14 protein-coding genes and 2 pseudogenes are annotated in these 20,514 nt (G+C 48.9%); 6 read left to right on the top strand and 10 right to left on the bottom strand.

Going from position 1 to position 20,514, the window contains the following annotated elements; all coding sequences use genetic code 11:
• Positions 1-16 precede the first annotated feature (16 nt).
• From H6F57_RS03705 to H6F57_RS03695, 3 genes are all read left to right on the top strand, one after another.
• Positions 17-967, top strand: coding sequence for a class I SAM-dependent methyltransferase (locus H6F57_RS03705; RefSeq protein WP_190625066.1), 951 nt, complete (start codon positions 17-19; stop codon positions 965-967).
• Entirely contained in the window at positions 951-1,976 is a 1,026-nt protein-coding gene (locus H6F57_RS03700) for a methyltransferase domain-containing protein (RefSeq protein ID WP_190625065.1), read from the top strand. Before H6F57_RS03705 ends, H6F57_RS03700 begins: the two co-directional genes overlap by 17 nt.
• 879 nt (positions 1,977-2,855) lie before the next feature.
• Complete coding sequence (locus H6F57_RS03695) at positions 2,856-4,361, top strand: VCBS repeat-containing protein (protein WP_190625064.1); 1,506 nt, start codon at positions 2,856-2,858, stop codon at positions 4,359-4,361.
• A 135-nt stretch (positions 4,362-4,496) separates the two neighbouring features.
• On the opposite strand, the gene H6F57_RS03690 is transcribed toward H6F57_RS03695, so the two are convergent.
• The 8 genes and pseudogenes from H6F57_RS03690 to H6F57_RS03660 all read right to left on the bottom strand — a co-directional run bounded on the left by H6F57_RS03690 (position 4,497) and on the right by H6F57_RS03660 (position 13,505).
• Positions 4,497-7,016 carry a glycosyltransferase gene (locus H6F57_RS03690; protein WP_190625063.1) on the bottom strand — a complete coding sequence of 840 codons (2,520 nt, stop codon included), beginning with the start codon at positions 7,014-7,016 and terminating at the stop codon, positions 4,497-4,499.
• Positions 7,013-7,921, bottom strand: coding sequence for a class I SAM-dependent methyltransferase (locus H6F57_RS03685; protein ID WP_190625062.1), 909 nt, complete (start codon positions 7,919-7,921; stop codon positions 7,013-7,015). The genes H6F57_RS03690 and H6F57_RS03685 overlap by 4 nt, the downstream gene beginning before the upstream one ends.
• A gap of 72 nt (positions 7,922-7,993) precedes the next feature.
• Positions 7,994-8,557, bottom strand: a pseudogene (locus H6F57_RS28270) (TylF/MycF/NovP-related O-methyltransferase); the annotation flags it as partial.
• A 138-nt stretch (positions 8,558-8,695) separates the two neighbouring features.
• Positions 8,696-9,979: pseudogene (locus tag H6F57_RS28265) on the bottom strand (ABC transporter ATP-binding protein); the annotation flags it as partial.
• 261 nt (positions 9,980-10,240) lie between these two features.
• Positions 10,241-11,089, bottom strand: coding sequence for an ABC transporter permease (locus H6F57_RS03675; RefSeq protein ID WP_190625115.1), 849 nt, complete (start codon positions 11,087-11,089; stop codon positions 10,241-10,243).
• Between the two features lie 134 nt (positions 11,090-11,223).
• Positions 11,224-12,063: a metal ABC transporter permease gene (locus tag H6F57_RS03670; RefSeq protein ID WP_190625060.1), complete on the bottom strand. Its 840-nt coding sequence runs from the start codon at positions 12,061-12,063 to the stop codon at positions 11,224-11,226.
• Positions 12,063-12,347 carry a YkvA family protein gene (locus H6F57_RS03665; RefSeq protein ID WP_190625059.1) on the bottom strand — a complete coding sequence of 95 codons (285 nt, stop codon included), beginning with the start codon at positions 12,345-12,347 and terminating at the stop codon, positions 12,063-12,065. Before H6F57_RS03665 ends, H6F57_RS03670 begins: the two co-directional genes overlap by 1 nt.
• A 195-nt stretch (positions 12,348-12,542) precedes the next feature.
• Complete coding sequence (locus tag H6F57_RS03660) at positions 12,543-13,505, bottom strand: aldo/keto reductase (protein ID WP_190625058.1); 963 nt, start codon at positions 13,503-13,505, stop codon at positions 12,543-12,545.
• Between the two features lie 228 nt (positions 13,506-13,733).
• Between H6F57_RS03660 and H6F57_RS03655 the strand changes: the two genes are divergently transcribed.
• The gene (locus H6F57_RS03655; RefSeq protein ID WP_190625057.1) at positions 13,734-15,308 is read left to right on the top strand and encodes a DEAD/DEAH box helicase; all 1,575 of its coding nucleotides are present in this window, start codon (positions 13,734-13,736) and stop codon (positions 15,306-15,308) included.
• Between the two features lie 21 nt (positions 15,309-15,329).
• Here H6F57_RS03655 and H6F57_RS03650 read toward each other — a convergent pair whose 3' ends face one another.
• Positions 15,330-16,478 (bottom strand): alanine--glyoxylate aminotransferase family protein, encoded by a 1,149-nt coding sequence (locus tag H6F57_RS03650; RefSeq protein WP_190625056.1) that lies wholly within the window; start codon positions 16,476-16,478, stop codon positions 15,330-15,332.
• A 243-nt stretch (positions 16,479-16,721) separates the two neighbouring features.
• On the opposite strand from H6F57_RS03650, the gene H6F57_RS27440 reads away from it, so the two are divergent.
• Together H6F57_RS27440 and H6F57_RS03645 are read left to right on the top strand one after the other, a co-directional pair.
• On the top strand, positions 16,722-17,129 hold the full coding sequence (locus H6F57_RS27440) for a toll/interleukin-1 receptor domain-containing protein (RefSeq protein WP_199289508.1): 408 nt from the start codon (positions 16,722-16,724) through the stop codon (positions 17,127-17,129).
• Positions 17,130-17,173: 44 nt separating this feature from the next.
• Positions 17,174-20,392 carry a CHAT domain-containing protein gene (locus H6F57_RS03645; protein WP_199289507.1) on the top strand — a complete coding sequence of 1,073 codons (3,219 nt, stop codon included), beginning with the start codon at positions 17,174-17,176 and terminating at the stop codon, positions 20,390-20,392.
• On the opposite strand, the gene H6F57_RS03640 is transcribed toward H6F57_RS03645, so the two are convergent.
• Positions 20,359-20,514: transposase (locus H6F57_RS03640; RefSeq protein ID WP_190507635.1), on the bottom strand; the 156-nt coding region annotated here is incomplete at its 5' end. The genes H6F57_RS03645 and H6F57_RS03640 overlap by 34 nt on opposite strands.

Genomic DNA, 20,514 nt, shown 5'->3' with positions numbered 1-20,514 from the left:
AAACTAGAGCAAGCATATGACTACTTGGACTGAGCAACAGCACTTCCTCAACGAAGATCATCATAACATTTTCGAGAAGACAAAAGATATTCCAGGCTGGCAGGAGCCTGGAGATTCCTATAAGCTCTACGAAATGGGCTATAGAAGCGGGGATGTAATTTTGGAGATTGGGACTTACGGTGGTCGATCGGCAGTTGTGGAGTTGGAAGGTGCCCTAGCAAATCCAGATCGCTCTATCAAGCCCCAATATTTTGGTATTGACCTAGATATTAATGGTGTTTTGAGAACAGCTGATACTCTCGAAAAATTTAATTTGACGGATTATTGCCTTTTATTTCACGGAACGCTCAATAGTTTTGCTAAAGAATTTTCTATTCAACCCACAATGGTTTTCGTGGATGCTGATCATCGATATGAAGGCGTTAAAAGCGACTTACTATTGCTCAAAGATTATCTAGTAGCTGGAACCCCAATTCTGTGTCATGACTACGCTAACCCTGAAAATGAAACAGGTGAAATGGGAGTCAGGCAGGCCGTTAATGAGTTTATTCGAGAAGGCTATGCTGAGTTTGTTGGAACGTTTGGTTGTTCCGCTTTCTTACTAACAACAAATCAATGTGGTGGAGTAGCTAGGCCAAGACTGAGCGAACAGGAATTTGCAGGATGTAAAGCTGACGTTCTTTCGAAAATTGGTCAATCAACGTATAAGCGTAATACTGCCCTTGATTCGAGCAAACCTAGTAATCCTAAACCTGATGCAGCCATAGGCCAGGATTTACAACAAGTTAAGACTGAACTCGAGCAAGCTCAATTTCGTATTCAGCAAGTTAAGACTGAACTTGAGCAAGCTCAATCTCGTATTCAGGCAATGGAGTCTAGTAAGTTTTGGAAGATTAGATTAGCTTGGTTCAAAGTAAAGAAAATGTTTGGAGTTTTGGAGAAAAATAAGAATGGATTTATCAAATAGTATACGCAAGACTTTAAGTTCGGATAAAGTTAATCTTGGGGCCTACACTCATCGGAAAGGATCAATTGATACAGACGATGATCCTTTTCGAGAAAGTTCAGTTATGCCACTGTTCAATGAGGATTTTCTTGATCAAGCAGTAATCGAATTAAGGAAGATGTTAGCACAAGACAAATCTTCCGAAACCCAAATCGCTTTAACAGGAGAGATTGCTCAAAAAATTGAGTCCTTCTATCCTCATTGGTTTCAAAGAGTTGATTATCCCAATCATCATCTCACTTCTACATCAAATCATTCAATAGCATATATTGATGAAGGAGGCTTGAACACCTTAGGCAAAAGACTAACTAGCAAGGAAGCATCGATTTTACGCCCTTGGCCTAAATGGTATTATCTTAGACCACTATTACCCGAACTGACTGGGAAATCGGTGCTCGAATTAGGAAGCTCCAACGGATTCTTCAGTTTCCGTTTTGCAGAACTTGGAGCTTCTGAAGTAACGGGTGTTGAGATTATTCGGAGTCAATATGAAAGTGCTATTTGGTCCGCGAGTATTCTTGGTTATCAGAATGTTAAATTCCAGAACACTGATGTGCTAATGGATTTCACCATTCCCACTCACGATATTGTATTTTTGTCCGAGGTACACAATCACTTTCTGTTCCCTTTTTATGGGTTGGCCCGTGTTGTAAATTTAGCAAAAGAAACCGTAATTTTTGATACGGGCGCTCAAGATAATTCTGATCATAGGTTCAATCTGTCTTCAGGTTGGACAAACGATAGTAAATCTTTGATATATCATAGCTTCACCATGTCAGATGGTCTAATCATGGATTTCTTAAATTTGATAGGGATTCCACCGAGCAAGGTAAAGCGTTATAAAGCTCCGGATGACCACCATCATATTCTGTATATTATTGACACTCGAGATATTCAGAGAACACGAGAAAAATTTGACTACCCGGAATATTTACGTCGTACGATTGAAATGGAAATTAAAACAGAATAGTGCTTCCTATATATTGGTTTTCAGTGAGCAATTGAGGAAAATTCAATTAATTCAATTTTATTGAGAGATGCCATTGGAAAAATTTCAGTATCCAAGTGGAGGCAATTTAGCTCATGAATGGTACCTAAACTGTTGATGGTGCCTTTCTCCGTCGGTTGGTGTACTTTCTATAAGGTAGATCTCTGATGAACTGAACAATCCCATTCAACACCTTTCCTAAAACTATTTGATCTCAATGCTCGTCTGGTCAATGAGGCTACAGCTGACACAATGATTGACGAGATAAAGCTTTTCATGGAAGATTCTGATGTTGGTCGAATCTACGGGGAGGTCAGGAAAAAGCTGATTGAGAAGAATGCGCACTTAAGTGTCAAGGCGATCGCTGGACAAACTATCTTAAGAACCTGTCAATGTAAAACGTACCTCGGTTAATTGCATTATTGCGAATTTTAGAGCCCAAAGCCATTGAAGTCTCGTTGCCATTCCCAGTAAGGATTATTTTTCGAGATGCCCTAAAAGCATCCGGTATCCAGTGCTTAACACGCATGCGAGAACTCTGTCATATCATATGTACTTGAGTAAGGCAATGAGAAGATTGTTTTACTTTGTCAGATGTAAAAACCCAGCGCATTAGTAGAGTAGTACAGTGTCATAGTGTGTTCTCTAAAGATTTCTATTACATGCTTTCGTCGGGTTCGCTCTACCTAGTGATGGGAACGATGACGCGACGACGTCTACAGCGTGATAAGCTCCACGCTTATCACGTGGCGTTGCCAAAATTGTCCAATCCTACGGAAAGCGCATTCAGAAAATTCAAAGGCATGTTGTCATTTCTGGCAACATGTCATGTGTGTAAATGCTTAACTTTGGAGAAAGCCCATGCCAAATACATTTTACGGTGTACAAACCGGCCCCACTACCTGGGGGCAGGTTAACCTCTACGATTCTTTTACTTCCTCATTACCGTCCTCAGATTTTAATGAAGACGGAATAACTGATATTCTTTGGCGACGAAGTGCTTTTATAGGCTCCAACCGTGGACAGGTCGCCATTTGGATTGTGAATGGCGCGAGCATTATAAATGGTGGTTTTTTACCAGCATCGCCTAAGGGTACAGAGGATCCGTCTTTTTGGTCTATTAATGCCTCCTATGGCGATACGCAAAGCTATATTCCATTTGGTGAATTCAGTAATGCAGGTAATTTTCTCGGCTATCCTCTCCCCAAGCTAGATTTTGATGGTAACGGCACTAGCGACATTTTTTGGCGGAAGGATGGTGGTAGCGAAATCGCTATTTGGAACATGCAGGGTGCCACCGTTATCAATGGAGCCTTTCTGCAGGGAGTTCCCCGTACTGATCTAGGGGAGAATCTTGCCGACTGGTTCGTGCAACCACTTGTTGACTTTAATGGAGACGGCAAAACTGACCTTGCTTGGCGAAAATCTAGCTTCTCGTTAAACTCTAATGCTGGAGAAAACGCCATCTGGATTATGGATGGTCCTACCATCGCCAATGGGGGCTTTTTGCCTATCTCACCCACAGGTTCAGCTCCTAGAGATTGGTCTGAAGGCTTTGCTGACTTTAACGGAGATGGCAAAACGGACTATTTCTGGAGTAAAAGTAACTCTGCAGCTACTAGCCCTGGCCAAAAAGCAATTTGGATCATGGATGGCCCTAACATTGTAAACGGGGGCTTTTTGCAGGCAAACCCCAGACCTGAGCAGCCACCTAGTTCCTGGTTCTCTGTATTTGCTGACTTTAATGGCGACAGCAAAACTGACTTTTTCTGGCAGAATAATACCACCGGAGAAAAGGCCATCTGGATAATGGATGGCCCCAACATCGTTAATGGCGGCTTTTTGCCATCAACACCGATTTCTGGCAGCAACCCCAACGATTGGGATACTGCCTTTGGCGATTTTAATGGCGATAGCAAAACCGACATTCTGTGGGAAAACTCTGTTAACGGCACTAAAGCAGTTTGGATAATGGATGGCCCCGCCATTGTCAATGGCGGCTTCCTGCCCACATCGCCCAAAACTGGCACCAACGGCGAAGATTGGGATTCATTCTTTGCCGACTTTAACGGCGACGGCAAGACTGATATCTTATGGAACAACACCCCTGATGACCAGTTCGCCATCTGGATCATGGATGGGCCTACTATTATCGATGGTGGCTTCTTACCCGATGCCCCAATTACAGGACAAAATGGTTGGCAATTTGAATTCCGTGAGCTAAATGGGGATGGCAAGACTGATATCTATTGGACATCCAGTACCGGAACAAAGGCTGCTTGGCTTATGGATGGCCCCGACATTATTGGCGGTGGATTCTTTGCACAGCCCAACCCAACTGGAGAAGTTCCTGAAGTTCTTGTCTAACGGGCACACAGGAACACGGCTAAGGCAGGATGAAAGTTATTGCGACCCGTGTTGGTCAATTGGAAAATCTAAGATGCCCAGTTAGGATGCGCAGTTAGCAGCTCTTAGCTGGGCATCTCAAATGGCAATTATTACCTAATCAGACTTAAAGAACTTTTCACGTATTGAGGTTTTCACTAAAATCCAAATTTTTCGCATTTGCCAAAACTTGCTCATTTCCATATTTACTATGGCAGTTTGAACCTGTTGGAGATCAGCCCGAGTTTGCTGGAGATCAGCCCGAGTTTGCTGGAGATCAGCCTGAGTTTGCTGGAGGTGAGTTTGAGTTTGCTGGAGATCAGCCTGAGTTTGCTGGAGGTGAGTTTGAGTTTGCTGAAGAGTCTCTTTGGCTTGCTGAAGTTTAATTTGAGCATCTATAACTTCTTGTCGGAGATCATGAGTAAGCTGACGCTCTTTTAATAAAGCGATGCGCCCTGCCTCAATAGCAACATCACGTAGGCCCGAGCTTTTACTATAAATAGATCTTTCAGATTCTTGTTGTTTGTGCATGTCTGATTTTTGATAATTATTTAATAAGTCTAGATAAAGCTCCGTATATAGATTTGCTTGGTGTTTTAAGGAATTATTTTCCTCGATTTCCGAACGTGCTTTCAAACCCATCCGTAAATATTTTTCAGGATCAAGTAATATATCTAAAATTGCTTCGGAAAAGCTGAAAATGTCTTCAAGAGGTACTAGACTCCCTGTCTTTTTATCTTTTATAAAGCTTTTCATTCCACCTGTTGAAAATGCAAAAACAGGTGTTCCACAACTCATCGCTTCTAACATAAGATTCGGCAGATTATCTTCTAGAGAAGGAAGTAGTAAAACGTTTGAGGCAGAATAAATATAGCTTAGTTCTTTGTCTGAAGTTATATGGCCAAGAGACGTGATAGGCAATCCTAGGCTATCTAAACTAGAACAACCATAACCAAAGTTCAAGATCCTAATTTGACCCTCTTGGAGCTTTTGCTGAACTAGAGAGTTTTCAAAGCATTGACATAGTGCTTTAAATAGAAGCTCAAATCCCTTTCGTTTTTCCCCATTAGAGTCAGCACCAAAAAGCAATACTATTGAATCGCTAGGTAGGTCTAATTGACGTTTAGCTATTTCTTTAGGAATGGGTTTGAACACTTCAGTGTCTAAACCATAAGGTATCACTTCAATACGATTATTCTGAAATAAGGAGCTTTTGCGAGCACACTCTGCTAACCATTTACTAGGTGTCACAATAGTCAAATTTGAATAAGGCGATAAATTTTTAAGCTTATCTTCTAAAATCAAAGCAGGTAAATCATGTTTATCTGCTTTTAATTGAGGGCATTTACTACAATCGGTTTGATACTGATGGCATCTAGCAGAATAATGACAGCCACCTGTAAAGGCAGCCATATCATGCAGAGTCCACACGATAGGTTTTCCTAAAGCTAAAAGTGAAGCGATAGTTTTAGCAGATTGAAACCAAGCAACCCAGTGTAAATTTAAAATGTCAGCCTGCTTAACCTGCTCAACATTCGCTAGGTCAATAGCTGGATAAGGATACGAAAATAAAGTGTTTGAAAGGTCAGTACGGTTATTATCTATGTAGTTAGGCTGAATTTCTGCGTAGAGACTGTATTCGTCTGAAAGAACGTCTACCGAACTTAAATCTGATGCTGAGCATACAAACTGATCTTCTGACTTTCGATATCTGGTTAACATCAAAGAGTCTTGACCAATCAGGCGTAATCCTTGATGTAGTCGATATGCAGACCGAGCTGCTCCTCCTTGTATGTCGTAAGTCACGATCTGTATTGTTTTTAGTATCTCTTGAGAGTTCCCAGTCTCAAAAATCCAGGAATCTATAACACTATTGGGTTTACTAGCTTCTACAAATAAGGAGTCAGGTTTCCTAATCTGACCATTCTCCAGAACATCTAAATAATAATTAGAGAAGTTTAAAATTCGTGATTCTGATGGATCGTTAACTTTAACATCGTTGAATCCAGACTCTCTTAATAATCGCCGTAGAGAATAGCCATCATACATCCATTGATGAACTTCACCACCTAAACGAAAATGCCCGATTGCCAATGCAGCTTCATCCGTATTTTCTGAAATCGCTTGGTTTTGAGAATCTTCTAAATTTTTGCCTTTTAAGTTTTCTATAAGCGTCTGCCCTTCATAGCCAAAACGCTTGATGACGTAATCTTCGTTAGGAATCTGGTCTTTCGAGAGATACTTGGCCATGTCGCCTCCAGATTGATGACGAACAGCCTGGTCATACATTTCTAACAAAATCCAGTCGTAATCATGGGCGGTCTTCTCAGAACCATTTTCTGTTTCTTCCAAGATTCGTAGATATTCGCGGGCTATTTGCTCTAGATCTGGTACAACAACCCTAAGCACACCACCCGGACGAAGAACTCGTAAGCACTCTTGAAGAAAAGGCTTAGCTTGAGATCGAGAAAAGTGTTCTAGAAGATGAGAATGGTAAACGGCATCAAAAGTATCGTCTGCAAAAGGGATCGGTTTACGCAGATCATGAGCAATAACATCAGTTCCAGTTGACTGGAAGTCTATGTTAACCCAGTCTGGATGAAAGTGATTGCCACATCCTAAATTTAGATATCTCATTTCTGCTTCCGAAGTTTAACGTACAGACTTTGCCCTCTTGTATATCTATTTAATCCTCTTCTTAAAGCTTTCTCATAGTTATTTATTATTAAGCCAGTTAAGGAGTTTGGTAGTCGAGATAATACTCCCTTAAGTCGATTTTCCTTTGTTTGAACGTAGCCAGTAATATGATAATCAGCTAGGGGTTCATAACGGGCAGCTTCAAGTTTTAGCGGTAACAACTTTTCTAAAGCGCGGAAAGATTTAACAGACCACTGAGTCATGTGGTGAGGAGGCATATCAAGTAAGTTATACTGGTACTTTAGAAAGCTATTCGCGTTAGGTACGCTTAGCAATAACAAACCATTTGATTTCAAAAGGTCAATACAATCTGTAAGAAACTTTAACGGATTGGGTAAGTGTTCCAGAACCTGGAAGGCACAGAGACAATCGTATTGAGATTTTCCTTCAACCAAAATATCTGGAACTGATAACTGACGAATATTGAGGCCGTTTTTCTGAGCATTAAGCACAGCTTTCTGGTTAGAGTCAATTCCTCCAATTTGAAAGCCCTTATTTTCTGCCTGACGCACGAAATGACCATGTCCACAACCTATTTCTAGGATTCTGCTGTTCTCTTGTAAGTCCTGAAGGGCGACTTGGTACTCCCACTTTTCAGCCATGTAGTACCACTCAAATTTCATAAGATTCTCGTACAACTGAGCTGAACCGAAAATATCCAAAGGGTAGAAAAAACGTAGGTCGGTGATATTACATCGATACAGTTGAAAGGCTGGATAAGCTTTGAGATCCGCACTAACATCTATTTGAAAAAAATCTTGCCAGTCGCTGATAATCTTTTCCCTTGAGAACTTGTTCAAGAGAGTCACATTACCGCAATTAGTTAGGGGGCTCTTAACTACCATTGACCTATACTAAGTAACAGTTTCAAGAATATGATAAGGAGAGTCTCAATATGGCGCTTAACAATCGCGTAATTAAGTTTTAATCCAGTATGCTTGAGTTGAGCCAACACGCTCTAACAGGGGTTTCTCATCTCGCTGCTTGCAAAACTCATAGAAGGCTTCCCGGCATCCCTCCCAATAGCCAAAGTCATCGAGAACAATGCATCCCCCCCTTGGAATGCGATCATAGAACGTGTTCAAAACAAGAATAACTGACTCATACCAATCAGCATCGCAGTGTAGCAGTGCAACCTGTTCTGGTAAAGGCTGCTGGAACGTTTCTTGAAACCAACCTGGCTTGATATGACATTTCTCTAAGGGCGCAGATACATAGCCTAAGATTTCTTTGACATCACTGATCTCAGCCACACATTTTCCGACCCAATCGGCGGCATCTTTTCCATCTTTGGCAGAGGTTGATGGCATTCCCTGGAAGCTGTCGTATAACCAAAGCTGCCGCCCCAAATTCAAAAATTTTGAAAGTAGAGCCGCAGAACCACCTTTATACGTTCCACATTCAACAAAGTCGCCAGGTATATTTTGGTTGTTGAGTTGCGCGGAAAGTTGGGCCATATTTTCAAGGCGACCACGGCTACACAGCGTGTATGGCTGAAGTAAGGCGAACAGCTGATCGTCTATATAAGTCCTAGCTGACGACAATGGGGTAATTATTTCTAGTGATGGGATCTCATTCGAATGAGAAATTGTTGATTGACTCCGCTTTAATGTCAACTTTGGCCGTAGGTTAGCAATTCCAAACCATACTGGTTCCTCAGGGTTTCGTAGCACTTTAAAGGACAGGGCGTTGTGTGCATAAATAAGAGTCGTGCGAAATGAGCCTTCACCGTAGCCACCATCAGCTACGCCAATGGTTACTGTATAATCGCCTTCAGCTATAGAGACAGAAAAGCTAAAGCTTATTTCTATAATTTCACCAGCTGTAACTGCCCCTAATGATTTGTTCATGATGTAGGTGTTCGTCATAAACAAGTCTAAGCCTGTGCGATCTCGAACCTTAAATCCAACGTGCGGATCTTCAAAGGCTTTGTGAAACTGTAGATTTATCGCCAGCCTAACAGGCTGGTCAATAGCAGGGGTTTGAATGGTTTTTCCGTCAGCATCCAAAAGCTGAACCGAGCGGATAGTAACGTCTGATCGATGAAGTTTTATCTCTTCTACGTTCTCTGGCATTCCCTCAATTACATCCTGTAGGTCAGGATTATCTTTGGGTTGATTCGTTTCAAAAATCACGTTGATGTCTAGGGAGCCAGAGTCTTGATCTGCTTCTTTCAAGACTTTGGCTTCGTATAAATCGATCACTTGCCTCGGCTGACTATCTAGAATTAGGTGCCCATTTTCTAAAAGTATTGCCCGACTACAGAGTTTGTAGATTGCCGAGGAATCATGAGAGACAAATAGTAAGTTGCTACCCGATGCCTTTAGCTGCCGCATTTTGCCAAAGCACTTTTGCTGAAAAAAAACATCTCCTACGGCTAGAGCTTCGTCTACAATCAGGATCTGAGGATCAACGTTAACCGCTACCGAAAAGGCCAAGCGGATAAACATACCACTAGAGTAAGTTTTGACTGGCTGATCAAGAAAATCACCGATGTCAGCAAAGGCAGCAATTTCATCAAACTTACCCTCAACTTCTTCCTGGGTTAATCCCAAAAGGCGGCCATTAAAAAATACGTTTTGCCGTCCTGTGAATTCTGGATTAAACCCGCTGCCCAACTCCAGTAGCGCTGACATTCGTCCGTTGACCTTCATCTCCCCCGTTGTTGGGGTGAGGGTGCCTGCAATAATTTGCAGCAAGGTACTTTTGCCCGACCCATTTCGGCCAATGATGCCCAACGACTCGCCCTGAGCGATTTCCAGGTTGACATTTTGCAGTGCCCAAAACTCTTCTGCTCTGGGCTTTCCAGGCAGCAAAATTTCCTTCAAACGATCTACAGGCTGATGATATCGCTTATACACCTTGGATACATTTTGTAGCGAAATCACAATCTCCTTAGTCATTGCTCCTCAAAGTCCTTCCTATGTAGTCCAATTACCGCTAACGCCTACCTTATTCATGCCGTGAACATTCGGCGGTGCCTTTAGTTCTCTCGGCTGAGGCTCTGTTATGTTAGTTTCTCTGCCTCTGGTTGCTTTATCTTGATAGAAGGTGAGATCAGCCAAACCTCAATGTTGGAGTTGTCACGCTCTGGCAAGATCACAGACCACAATGCTTACAAAAAGCACGGCTAATTCTCCCAGATCGTGTTTTTTGCGATCGCACTACAGTACATCAGCAAAAGCGGGTCGCAGTTTTCGATAACACCAGAAGCCCCCTAGCAAAATCAGTATGGATACAATTGTCGCTACAGCCCACTCGTTCCAGTGGGTCACAGTGCCCGTTAAAATCATATCCCGGTATAGCTCGCCTATAGCTGCCATAGGGTTCAGCCAAAATACCCAGCTTTGAAATGGCTGGGGAATCATGTTAGCTGGATAAATGAGAGGTGTGGCATAGAACCATAGGTTGAGAATAACCCCTAGGGTTTGAGGAATATCGCGTAAGAATACTGACAGCCCGGCAGTTAAAAACCCCAGGCCAGCGGTCAGACAGAGCTGGGGTAGCCATACTAGAGGCAACAAGAGTAGGGTTGGATGCAGCTTTTGGGTGGCTAGCACCACGAAGGTGATCAGCGCCATGAGGCCCAAGGTGCTTTCAATAAAGCTAGAGAGAATTGGCACTAGGGGCAGCAGGGTAAGAGGAAAGACAACCTTCTTGACCAGATTAGATTGGTTAATAACTGACGTAGCCGCTTGGGATAGTCCGCCGCTAAAGGCTAGCCAGGGAAGCAAACCGGCAAACAGCCATAGCCCAAAGACGAAAGAATTGTCTTCCGGTAATCCCGCCAAACTGAGCCTAAGCTGAAGCACGACCCCAAACACGTAGGTATAGATCAGCAGCTGGGACACTTGGTTGAGCAAGGGCCAAAGCTTGCCTAAAATAGAGCCTTTATAGCGCGCCTCTAAGTCTCGCTGAACTAAGGTTTTGAGTAAATTGAGCTTTGCCCATTGGGTATCATCCAGCGGCAGCCAACGCTTGATTAAAGTTTTCTTGCGCCATAGGGCTTTCAGGGGGGTCAGGACAATCGCCACCGTAGCTACCTTAACAATAAGACTTAAACCACAGACACCATACCGCAACTTGGCTCTTACCCAGCTAGCAGAGGTGGACACCAATCGGGGTGGTTTAGGTACCCGGTGACTGCTTAGGTATTGCCGCTAACCCATCGCCCTACAATTCCCTGGCGAGGGCTAAACAGCAGCGCCAGCAAGAACCCTGCAAACACGGTCAGACCGATCGCAGGCCCCGACGGAATATCCAAATAGTAGCTGCTGTACATGCCCACGATCCCAAAAAGTACGCCTAGGGCTGCGCCTAGGATCATCATCCAGTGGAGTTCCTTGACCAGCAGGTAAGCCGTGGCGGCGGGGCCTACCATAAGGGCAACGACAAGGATGACGCCTACGGTTTTCATGCCAGCGATGATGGCTAGGGTAATGCTTGCCATTAGGCCCAGGTTAATGGTGTTAACGGGTAAACCTAAAGCTTCGGCCCCTAGGGGGTCGAAGGTGAAGAACAGCAGTTCTTTGTAAAATAGTGCCACTCCCATGAGCACTAGTCCAGCAATTAGGGCGATTTGCCAGACATCGCTGGGATTAATGCTAAGAATGTCGCCAAACAACAGCTGTTCTAGGGAAACGCGGCTGCGAAACACTGTCAGCAGGGTAATGCCTAGGGAGAAAAAGGTAGAGAAGGTGATGGCCATCGCCGTATCAACTTTAATGCGCGACTGGCTGCGAATCCAGTCGATGACGGCGGTGCTAAATAGGCCCATGGTAAAGGCTCCCAGCAGGATGGGGAGGTTAAAAAAGCTGGCGATCGCCAGTCCTGGCAGCACTCCGTGGGCTACCACATCCCCCAGCATGGCCATGCGCTGCACAATTAGATAGGTGCCAACAACTGGGCAGAGAATGCCCACCAGCAGGCTGGCCAGCAGCGCCTGACGCATAAAGTCGTAGTTCAGCGGGTCGAGCAGCCAGTCCATCAAGCGTTCTCAGAATCGGTAGAAAGGGCAATGGCTTTGGGATCTTTAGCCAGAATTTTTTGGTCTTTTAGAGTCTGACGGCGATCGAGCAAGACCTGAGTAATGCCAGTGGCCAGCAGAGTCGCGACTACACCATCGTCAATCCAGCCCGCTACGGGAATAAAGTCGGGAGAAATGTCGATAGGGCTCACCAGGTAGATGAGCGAGGCGCCCATAACGACCCAGCGGTAGCGGGGATGCTTCAGCAGGCCGTTGTAGAGACGACTAAAGAACGGAACTTTCATGGGTTGACAAGGAGAGAACGTTTGGAACTCATCACCGACTACTGTAATACACTCTCTCAGGCGATCGCCTAGGCGTTTTCTGAGGGCAAGTCTGGCTATGGGAAAACAGAAAGTTGACCAGGAGAATGAACAGCCAGCCATTTAAGAAAGACAAAGGAGAACAGGCACAGGGAGCACCAACGTAAAGGAAGTACTTTACCCAAAAGCCCACATTACTGGATCGGCGGGCAGGTGATCGGTTACGGTGCGGCTGATGCCGTCGATCGCCGCCAAGTCGTCCGCAGAGAGCGAAAGCGCTGCGGCCTTGGCATTTTCTACAGCTTGCTCAGTGTTACGCGCCCCGACGATCGAAGTGGTCTGAGGCTGGGCAATCAGCCAGGCCAGAGCCAAATTCCCCAACGTGGTGTTGTAACGCTCGGCAATGGGGCGCAGCTTCTCTAAGGCCGCTTGGGCTTTGCCGTAAATTGGCGGCTGAAACAGCTTGTTTTTGCTGCGAATGTCTTCCTTGGGAAAGTGATGGTCGGGGCCAAACTTACCGGTGAGCAGCCCTTGGGCTAGGGATGAATAGGAAAGGATCGTCAGGTTGTTTTCTACGCAGTAGGGCAATAGCTCAGTCTCTACCCCACGCCAAAAGAGAGAATAGGGCGGCTGGAGGCTATCGATTTGGCCATACTGCGTGGCCTCCTCAATCTGTGCCTTCGAAAAGTTCGACACCCCGATCGCGCGAATTTTGCCTTGCTCCTTCAGCTGGTTTAGCGCCCCCATGGTTTCGCCAATGGGCACGACCTCGCTCTTAAACGCCCCCGACGGCCAGTGAATCTGGTAGAGGTCGATCACATCGGTCTGCATGCGCTGGAGAGACTGCTCGCAGGCCTCAATCACCTGGTCGGCCTTGAGGTGGTTGGCGAAAACTTTGGTGGCGAGCACCACTTGGTCGCGTCGATCCCCCAGCGCCTTGCCCACCAGTTCCTCAGAACAGCCGTTGCCGTAGACCTCTGCCGTATCGAAGGTGGTTATCCCCGCCTCTAGGGCCGCCCGCATCGCGTCAATCACATCCTGGTCTTCTATCCCGACCCAGCCGCTCTTACCCGCCTGCCAAGTGCCAAAAATCAACGGCGTGATCTCGATATCGGTGTTGCCCAACTTGCGAGTTTCCATGCTCAAGCGCCCGTCCCTGGATTTAGCTACCTGCATGGTAGCGCCGTTGCCATTGGCGCTCTTGATCGCGAGGACAGAAGGTAGTACCCGTTTATTATCTATAAGGTGTTGGGTATCGGGTATCAGGGGAAGAGAGTTTACGTCTCTGCCTTACACCGTAAACCTTGAACCACCACCCGTCGCCCGCCACCCATCGACCCATCCACCCATTCACCCGCCCACTCCCCCATGCCGCCCCAACTGCGCCCCTACCAGGTTGACCTAATTAACGATCTCTACCGCAAGCTCAACGAAGGGCACAAGCGGGTAGCGATCGTCGCCGGCACCGGGGCAGGCAAGACCGTGATCAGCGGGCAAATCTGCGCCCATGCCGAGCGGGCGGGCAAGCGGCTAATGTTTTTGGTGCATCTGGATGTGCTAGTGGGCCAGACCTACGAAAAGATGGAATCCTTTGGGCTCAACTGCGGATTTATCAAAGCGGGCTGGGAAGAGAACCGCGATGCCCCCATTCAGATCGCCAGCATTCAAACCATGTCAAAGCGGCAGTGGTGGAAGCAGTGGCCTGCGGATGTGGTGTTCTACGACGAGGGTCACATTACCCTGTTTAGTCAGGTGGGCAAAAAAGTGCTCAAAACGTTTCCCGATGCCTGGCACCTGGTGATGACCGCCACCCCCAAGCGTCTGGGCAAAGAGCAGCTCGGCGACTTTATGGATACTCTGGTGGCCTCGCCCGTGCCCAGCGACCTGCAACAGCGGGGCTTTTTAGCCCCCATGAAGTACTACAGCATGCCGCCGGATGGAGTCGCCAACTTGAAAGAAGTGAAGACCGTGCGAGGCGACTACGACGAGATCGGGCTGAAGAATGCCTGCGATCGCCCCGAGCTGATCGAAAAAATCGTCCGCGAGTGGCAGCGCCTCTGCCCCGGCAAGCGCACCATCGCCTTTTGTGTGGATATCGAGCACGCCCGCCACGTTGCCGAGGCCTTTCGTGCGGTGGGTATCACCGCCGACACGGTAGAAGGCGGCACCCCGATTAAAGACCGCAAGCGCATGTACAGCGAGCTGCGGGAAGAAAAGATTCTGGTACTGACCTCCTGCAATGTGATCAGCATCGGCTTTGACGAGCCCAGCGTAGAGGTAGGGCTGATGCTGCGACCCACCCAGTCGAGCGCCCTACACCTGCAACAGATTGGCCGGGTGATGCGAATCTCGCCCCAGTCGGGCAAGCAGTACGGCATTATTCTCGATCAGGCGGGCAACCTAGAGCGCCTGGGCTTTCCTGAAGATATTAAGGACTACCACTTGCCTGTCCAAGAGCAAAAAGACGACGAGGGGGGCAATCCACCGCCGACGAAGCCCTGCCCCCAGTGCGGGCGCATTGTGCTCTCGTTCATCGCCAAATGCCCCGACTGCGGTCACCAGTGGATCACCGAGCGCCCGCTCAATCTGGAGGATATGGTGGAAATTTACTCCGCCGACCAAGCCCACCAGATCAACGACATTCCCACCCTGATGGAGTTGTTCCACAGCCACCGCCGCCGCGCCTACATGCGTGGCAATGCGCCAACCTGGGCCGAGCGATCGTTTTGGGAGCACTGCGGTCGCCGACCCAAGGATGTCTGGTGCTTAGGCTCCATCCTTGGCCCCCGGCCCACGCCTACGCAAATGCTGGAGTACTTCGAATACTTGCAAAAAAGCGCCAAGCGCATCGGCAAGCGCCAGGACTGGATTGTGCTGGAGTTTGAGAAAGAGTGCGGCCCCGGCAGCTTTCAGCGGATGGCTAACCTGCGTCAAGCGATCTAGCCAGGGCCTTTAGGTGTGAGCCTAAGCCAGCAGAATTTGGCCCGCAGCGTTGACCCCAGCCCCAGGGGTGAACTGGTCATAGCCGAGCTTGGTCAGGGTGGCCTCTAGGGAAGCAACGGCGGTCAGCACGTCGCGATCGCCCACAAAGCCCAGGTGCCCAATCCGAAAGATCTTGCCCTTCAGGTGGTCTTGGCCCCCGGCTAAGACAATGTCAAACTGCTTCTTCATCACCGAGCGAATTTGCTCGGCATCGACTCCTTGGGGCATAACGGCGGTGATGGCCGGGCTAGCGCAGTCGTCGGCCCCAAACAGCGGCAGGTTGAGGGCGGCCATGGCGGCGCGGGTGGCTCGCTTCTGGCGATCGTGACGGGCAAAGATCGCCTCTAGCCCCTCTTTCTGCATCATTTGCAGTGCCGCGTGCAGGGCAAAGAACAAGTTAACTGGGGGGGTGAAGGGGGTCGTATTCTTGGCCGCCCCTTTGCTGTAGGGCTTGAGGTCGAGGTAAAACTTGGGCAAGGTAGCCGTTTCGTAAGCCTCCCAGGCCTTGGCGCTGACGCTGACAAAGGCCAGCCCCGGCGGAATCATGTAGCCCTTTTGGGAACCTGAGGCCACCACATCCAGACCCCACTCATCCACCGGTACCGAGATAGCTCCTAGGCTAGTCACCGCATCCAGCATGATCAGCGCGCCGTGGGCTTTGACATGGCGGTTGATGGTCTCCACATCGTTGAGCACCCCGGTAGAGGTTTCGCTGTGGGTAATGATCACCGCTTTAATATCTTTAGCGGTGTCGGCGTCTAAAGCAGCCTTGAAGTCGTCGGGGTTGAGGGGTTTGCCCCACTCAGCGGTAATCTCGTGGGTATCGAGGCCGTAGGCGCGGGCCACTTCGCCCCAGCGTTCGCCAAACTTGCCGTTGTTGCCCACCAGCACTTTATCGCCCGCGCTGAGAAAGTTGATAATGCCCGCTTCCATGGCCCCGGTGCCGCTGGAGCAGAGCACCAGCACGTCGTTTTGGGTTTGGTGCAGCCACTTGAGGTTTTCAGTCACCTCGCCCATCAGGGCGCTAAACTCGCCGCTACGGTGGCCCATGGGGTGCTTGGCCATGGCCAACAGCACCTGCTCGGGTACCGGGGTCGGCCCCGGAATCATCAGCATCAACTTGTTATCCATGCCTTACTGCCCCAACTCTGCGATCGAAGAACAAACCTCCAGCTTACCAATAAGGTTAGGAGAATCTGCATTTTTTCGGAGTGTCGTGAGACGCGGCAGGAGGTTTTGGGTTTTGAATTGGGCAACTGGAGGGTCAGATGCAAAGCTTTCCGGAAAATGCCCGTTATCTTTGGTGTATCTACGCAGAGCTAGGGCTAGAAGCTAACAAACTCTTTTCGGCACCTCACTAGGGTAAACCGGGGTATGAGTGACCATATTTTTATTTCCCACTCCAGCAAAGACGACCCCACCGTTCAGCGGCTGCGGGAAACGCTAGAGCTCCACGGTCAAACTACCTGGGTTGATTCCCGAGAACTCACAGGCGGAGATGCGTTAACTCCCACGATTGAAACGGCCATTCGCACCGCTCGGCATTTTTTGGTGGTGATCAGCCTTGACGCCTTGGGCTCATCATGGGTACAAAAAGAAATTCGCCTGGCTTCAGAGGTGGCGCAAGAACGCACCGATGGCTACAAGGTAATTCCCGTAGTGCTGCCGGGGGTACAGCGGGGTATCCTCAAGCCCTTCTTCCCCAACGACCCCATTCACATTTTCGTTCACGACACCCCTAGCGGCCTTAACGAGGCCATGCCCGATATCGCTGCCGGCTAGGGCTAGAGCTGCCTACGGATAGACAGCAAGGCCAAATCGTTCAGGTGCAGCCCGTTGAAGAATTACTGCTTAAGCTCAGCGACCCCCACATCACCGAGCAAGATGGCATTCGCCGCGCCACAGCGATCGCCGAACTCACCTACATCCCTGCTAACCATAACCGCGAGATTACCAGCCGTCGCTACCGCTTCACCGCTCCCTTGGGGCCATTGGAACTTGAAGACATTCGCTGGTACATCGAGAAGTACTACCAGTGGCCCACGGGCGTCTTTAAGCAACGGGCCACCAAGACAGAGCAAAACCTCCCCCTCTGGGGCAAAGCCTTCTACGATGCTGCCCTTAGCGGCGAAACCGCCCGCGAACCGTTAGCAGAATGGCGGCGCACCAGCGGCAATCGCCGCTTTTCCGTGCAGGTAGACGGCGAACCTGTGGAAGGCACTCCCGAAGAAGAAGCCGCTCTGTGCCGAGAAGCCGCCAGCGATCTGCTCTCGCTGCCCTGGGAGATTTTGCACGATGGCAAAGGCTATCTGTCTCAAGGGGCAAACGGAGCGCGAGTCAGGCGTCGTTTGCCGAATCGAGAGCCTCAACCTGTTACAAAAGCAAAGCTTCCGATTCGAGTGCTGCTCATCAGCCCTCGTCCCGAAGTCGCGGATGATCAGGGAAATCCAGTGGGTTATATCGACCACCGCATCAGTGCCAAAGCCCTGGTGCAGGCTGTTGAGGAACTGGGGGAAGACCTGGTCAAGGTGAATATGCTGCAATCCTCCACCTTTCCCGCCATGAAAGAAGCCCTGAAGCAGGCCAGGGACGAAGGCGAACCCTACGATGTCGTCCACTTTGACGGTCATGGCGTTTATGACCGACGGGTGGGGCTGGGGTATCTCTGCTTTGAAGCCCACCGCGATCGCCAAAAACTCGGCAAGCGACTACTCGAACTGGTAAATGCCCCGGAACTCGCCGCCGAAATGCGAGGCTACGGCGTGCCGCTGATTTTTCTGGAAGCCTGTCAGAGCGCCCAGGCCACCGACGACCCCATGGCCTCCGTCGCTGCCCGGCTGCTGGAAGAAGGCGTCGGTTCTGTGGTGGCCATGAGCCATTCTGTGCTGGTGGAAACCGCCCGCCGCTTTGTGGAGCCCCTTTACCGCACCCTGGCGGAAGGCAAACGGGTGGGAGATGCCATGCTGGCGGGGCAAGCGGCCCTCTACGGCGACCCCTACCGCTTCAAAATTATGGGAGCAGGCAACCTGGAGCTGCAAGACTGGTTTGTGCCCGTGCTCTACCAGGATGAAGCCGACCCCCAGCTCTTTACTGTCACCGTGGGGGAAGCAGCGGCCCGCCTGGCCCGAGAGCGGCGGCAGGTACAACTGGGCCAACTCCCCCCAGAACCGGAGCACCATTTTGTCGGTCGCAGCCGCCAACTGCTGCACCTGGAGCGCTTGCTACAGCAGGAACAATACGCCGTAATTCGCGGCAGCGGCGGCCTGGGCAAAACCGCCCTGACTACAGAACTCGCCCGCTGGCTGGTGCAGTCGGGCCGGTTCCAGCGGGCCGCCTTTGTCAGCGTGGAGCCCCAGAATGTGCAGGATGTGAAAGGCGTTTTGCAGGTCATCGGGGGGCAACTGGTGCCGAATTACCTGGTGGCTCAGTATGGCGACGATCTGGCCGCCGCCCTGCAATCCATTGAACGCGCTCTGCGGGACTTCCCCACGGTGATCGTGCTGGACAATATGGAAAGCGTGCTGCCCGATGCCCAGGGACAGAACCCCGCTGGCGTGGCGGATGTGACAGAACTGCTGGCCCTCTGCCAAAAATTTCTCGCTGCCGACTCCCGATGCCGCCTGCTGTTCACCAGCCGAGAACGCCTGCCCGCCCCCTTTACCAAAGCCCGATGCACCGTTGAACTGGATCGGCTGAGCGAACGGGAAGCGATTCAACTAGTAGAGCAGGTGATGGCCCAACACGGCTGGGAGCCCCCCGCCACCGACAACGCCACCACCCCGGCAGAAATTACCGAACTGGTGGAAACCGTGAACCGCCACCCCCGCGCCCTGGTGCTGCTGGCCAGGGAAGTGGCGTGGGGGGTACGGGCAACGACACAGAATGTGGCCCAGTTGATGGCGAAGCTGGAGGCGGAGAATCCGGGCGATCGGGAGAACTCGCTGTACGCCAGCGTGGAGCTGTCGCTGCGGCGGCTGCCCGATGAGGTGCGAGAGCAGGTGAATCGGCTGGCGGTGGTGCATGGTGGAGTTCATCTGTTTGTGATGGGTCAGTTAATGAACCTTGATGCAGATCACACAAAAGCCTTAGGTTTGATGCTGATTGAAGTAGGGGTGGCAGAAGATCGGGAGTATGGCTATTTGTGGCTTGACCCAGCCCTGCCTCCTTATTTAAGGCTAAGACAAGCTCCAGAGAAACTAGCAAAATTAACAACTATCTGGATTCAAGCCATGGTAAAACTGATCGACTTTCTCTATGAGCAGCAGTTTAACGACAGCAAACTGGCCTGTAGCCTGACACTCCTTGAACTACCCAATTTAATAGCCTTACTGGATGCACTTGAGCTGCAATTCAAAGCAGATCATTCAACTGCCAAACAAGTTGTAGACGTCGCAGGAAAGATTGAGGAACTGGCAGCTCGACTGAATCGCCCCCAGCTGGTAGTTCGAACCATAGCAGTTCGAGAACAGGCAGTAGTAGTAATTCAAAATTGGAGCAATACGCGTTTTAATAGTGAAAAGCAGACAATTCAGCGCCTTTTGGAGCAAGGGAATCTAAATCTAGCTTTCCAGAAAGCTCAGGCTTTGCTATCAGAAGTAAAAACACTAGAGCTAACTGCCTACACTGGAGTCTCTCATAATCTGGCGCAAGCTCATTGGTTGCTAGGTAGAGTTCTAAAAAGGCTTGGACAACCTAAAGCTGGCTTAGAAGAATTTGTGCAAGCCCAAAAAATATTTGAGGAATTAAATGAACTGGGAGAACTTATGGCCTCTGTTAGTAGACTTGATCGAGCTGATTGCTTAGTAAGTTTGGGGCAACTGGATCAAGCAGCTGAAATTTATGAAAAAGGTATCGTCGAATCCGAAAAAATACAAAATCTTAGAAGCATAGCAGTAGGAAGGCTTCAACTAGCAACAGTACATCTTCTGCAAGATAAAATCCAAGATTCTCTAGCTGGTTATGAAGCAGCATTCACGATCTTTAATCAACTCAATGAACCTAGGGCGTGTCATCAATTAAGCCAAATCACGACAGCCGCCATGTAGATTGCACTAAGAAAGGTTTCTGCGAGCTTATCGTAGCGGGTAGCAATCGCTCGATACTGCTTAAGCTTGGCAAAGAAGTTCTCAATTAGATGCCGTGCTTTGTATAACTCCTGGTCATAGTC

It is taken from the genome of Leptolyngbya sp. FACHB-60, from assembly GCF_014695775.1.
Lineage (GTDB): Bacteria > Cyanobacteriota > Cyanobacteriia > Phormidesmidales > Phormidesmidaceae > Nodosilinea.
The sequence above is the reverse complement of the archived record's forward strand: the minus strand, read 5'-3'. Positions and strand labels throughout refer to the sequence as shown.

What these genes read in the sequence shown, in the direction of transcription:
- H6F57_RS03685 (WP_190625062.1), bottom strand. Translation starts at nt 7,921, where the DNA reads ATGGTAGTTAAGAGCCCCCTAACTAATTGCGGTAATGTGACTCTCTTG.
- H6F57_RS27440 (WP_199289508.1), top strand. Translation starts at nt 16,722, where the DNA reads ATGAGTGACCATATTTTTATTTCCCACTCCAGCAAAGACGACCCCACC.
- H6F57_RS03670 (WP_190625060.1), bottom strand. Translation starts at nt 12,063, where the DNA reads ATGGACTGGCTGCTCGACCCGCTGAACTACGACTTTATGCGTCAGGCG.
- H6F57_RS03705 (WP_190625066.1), top strand. Translation starts at nt 17, where the DNA reads ATGACTACTTGGACTGAGCAACAGCACTTCCTCAACGAAGATCATCAT.
- H6F57_RS03695 (WP_190625064.1), top strand. Translation starts at nt 2,856, where the DNA reads ATGCCAAATACATTTTACGGTGTACAAACCGGCCCCACTACCTGGGGG.
- H6F57_RS03690 (WP_190625063.1), bottom strand. Translation starts at nt 7,016, where the DNA reads ATGAGATATCTAAATTTAGGATGTGGCAATCACTTTCATCCAGACTGG.
- H6F57_RS03655 (WP_190625057.1), top strand. Translation starts at nt 13,734, where the DNA reads ATGCCGCCCCAACTGCGCCCCTACCAGGTTGACCTAATTAACGATCTC.
- H6F57_RS03665 (WP_190625059.1), bottom strand. Translation starts at nt 12,347, where the DNA reads ATGAAAGTTCCGTTCTTTAGTCGTCTCTACAACGGCCTGCTGAAGCAT.
- H6F57_RS03650 (WP_190625056.1), bottom strand. Translation starts at nt 16,478, where the DNA reads ATGGATAACAAGTTGATGCTGATGATTCCGGGGCCGACCCCGGTACCC.
- H6F57_RS03700 (WP_190625065.1), top strand. Translation starts at nt 951, where the DNA reads ATGGATTTATCAAATAGTATACGCAAGACTTTAAGTTCGGATAAAGTT.
- H6F57_RS03660 (WP_190625058.1), bottom strand. Translation starts at nt 13,505, where the DNA reads ATGGAAACTCGCAAGTTGGGCAACACCGATATCGAGATCACGCCGTTG.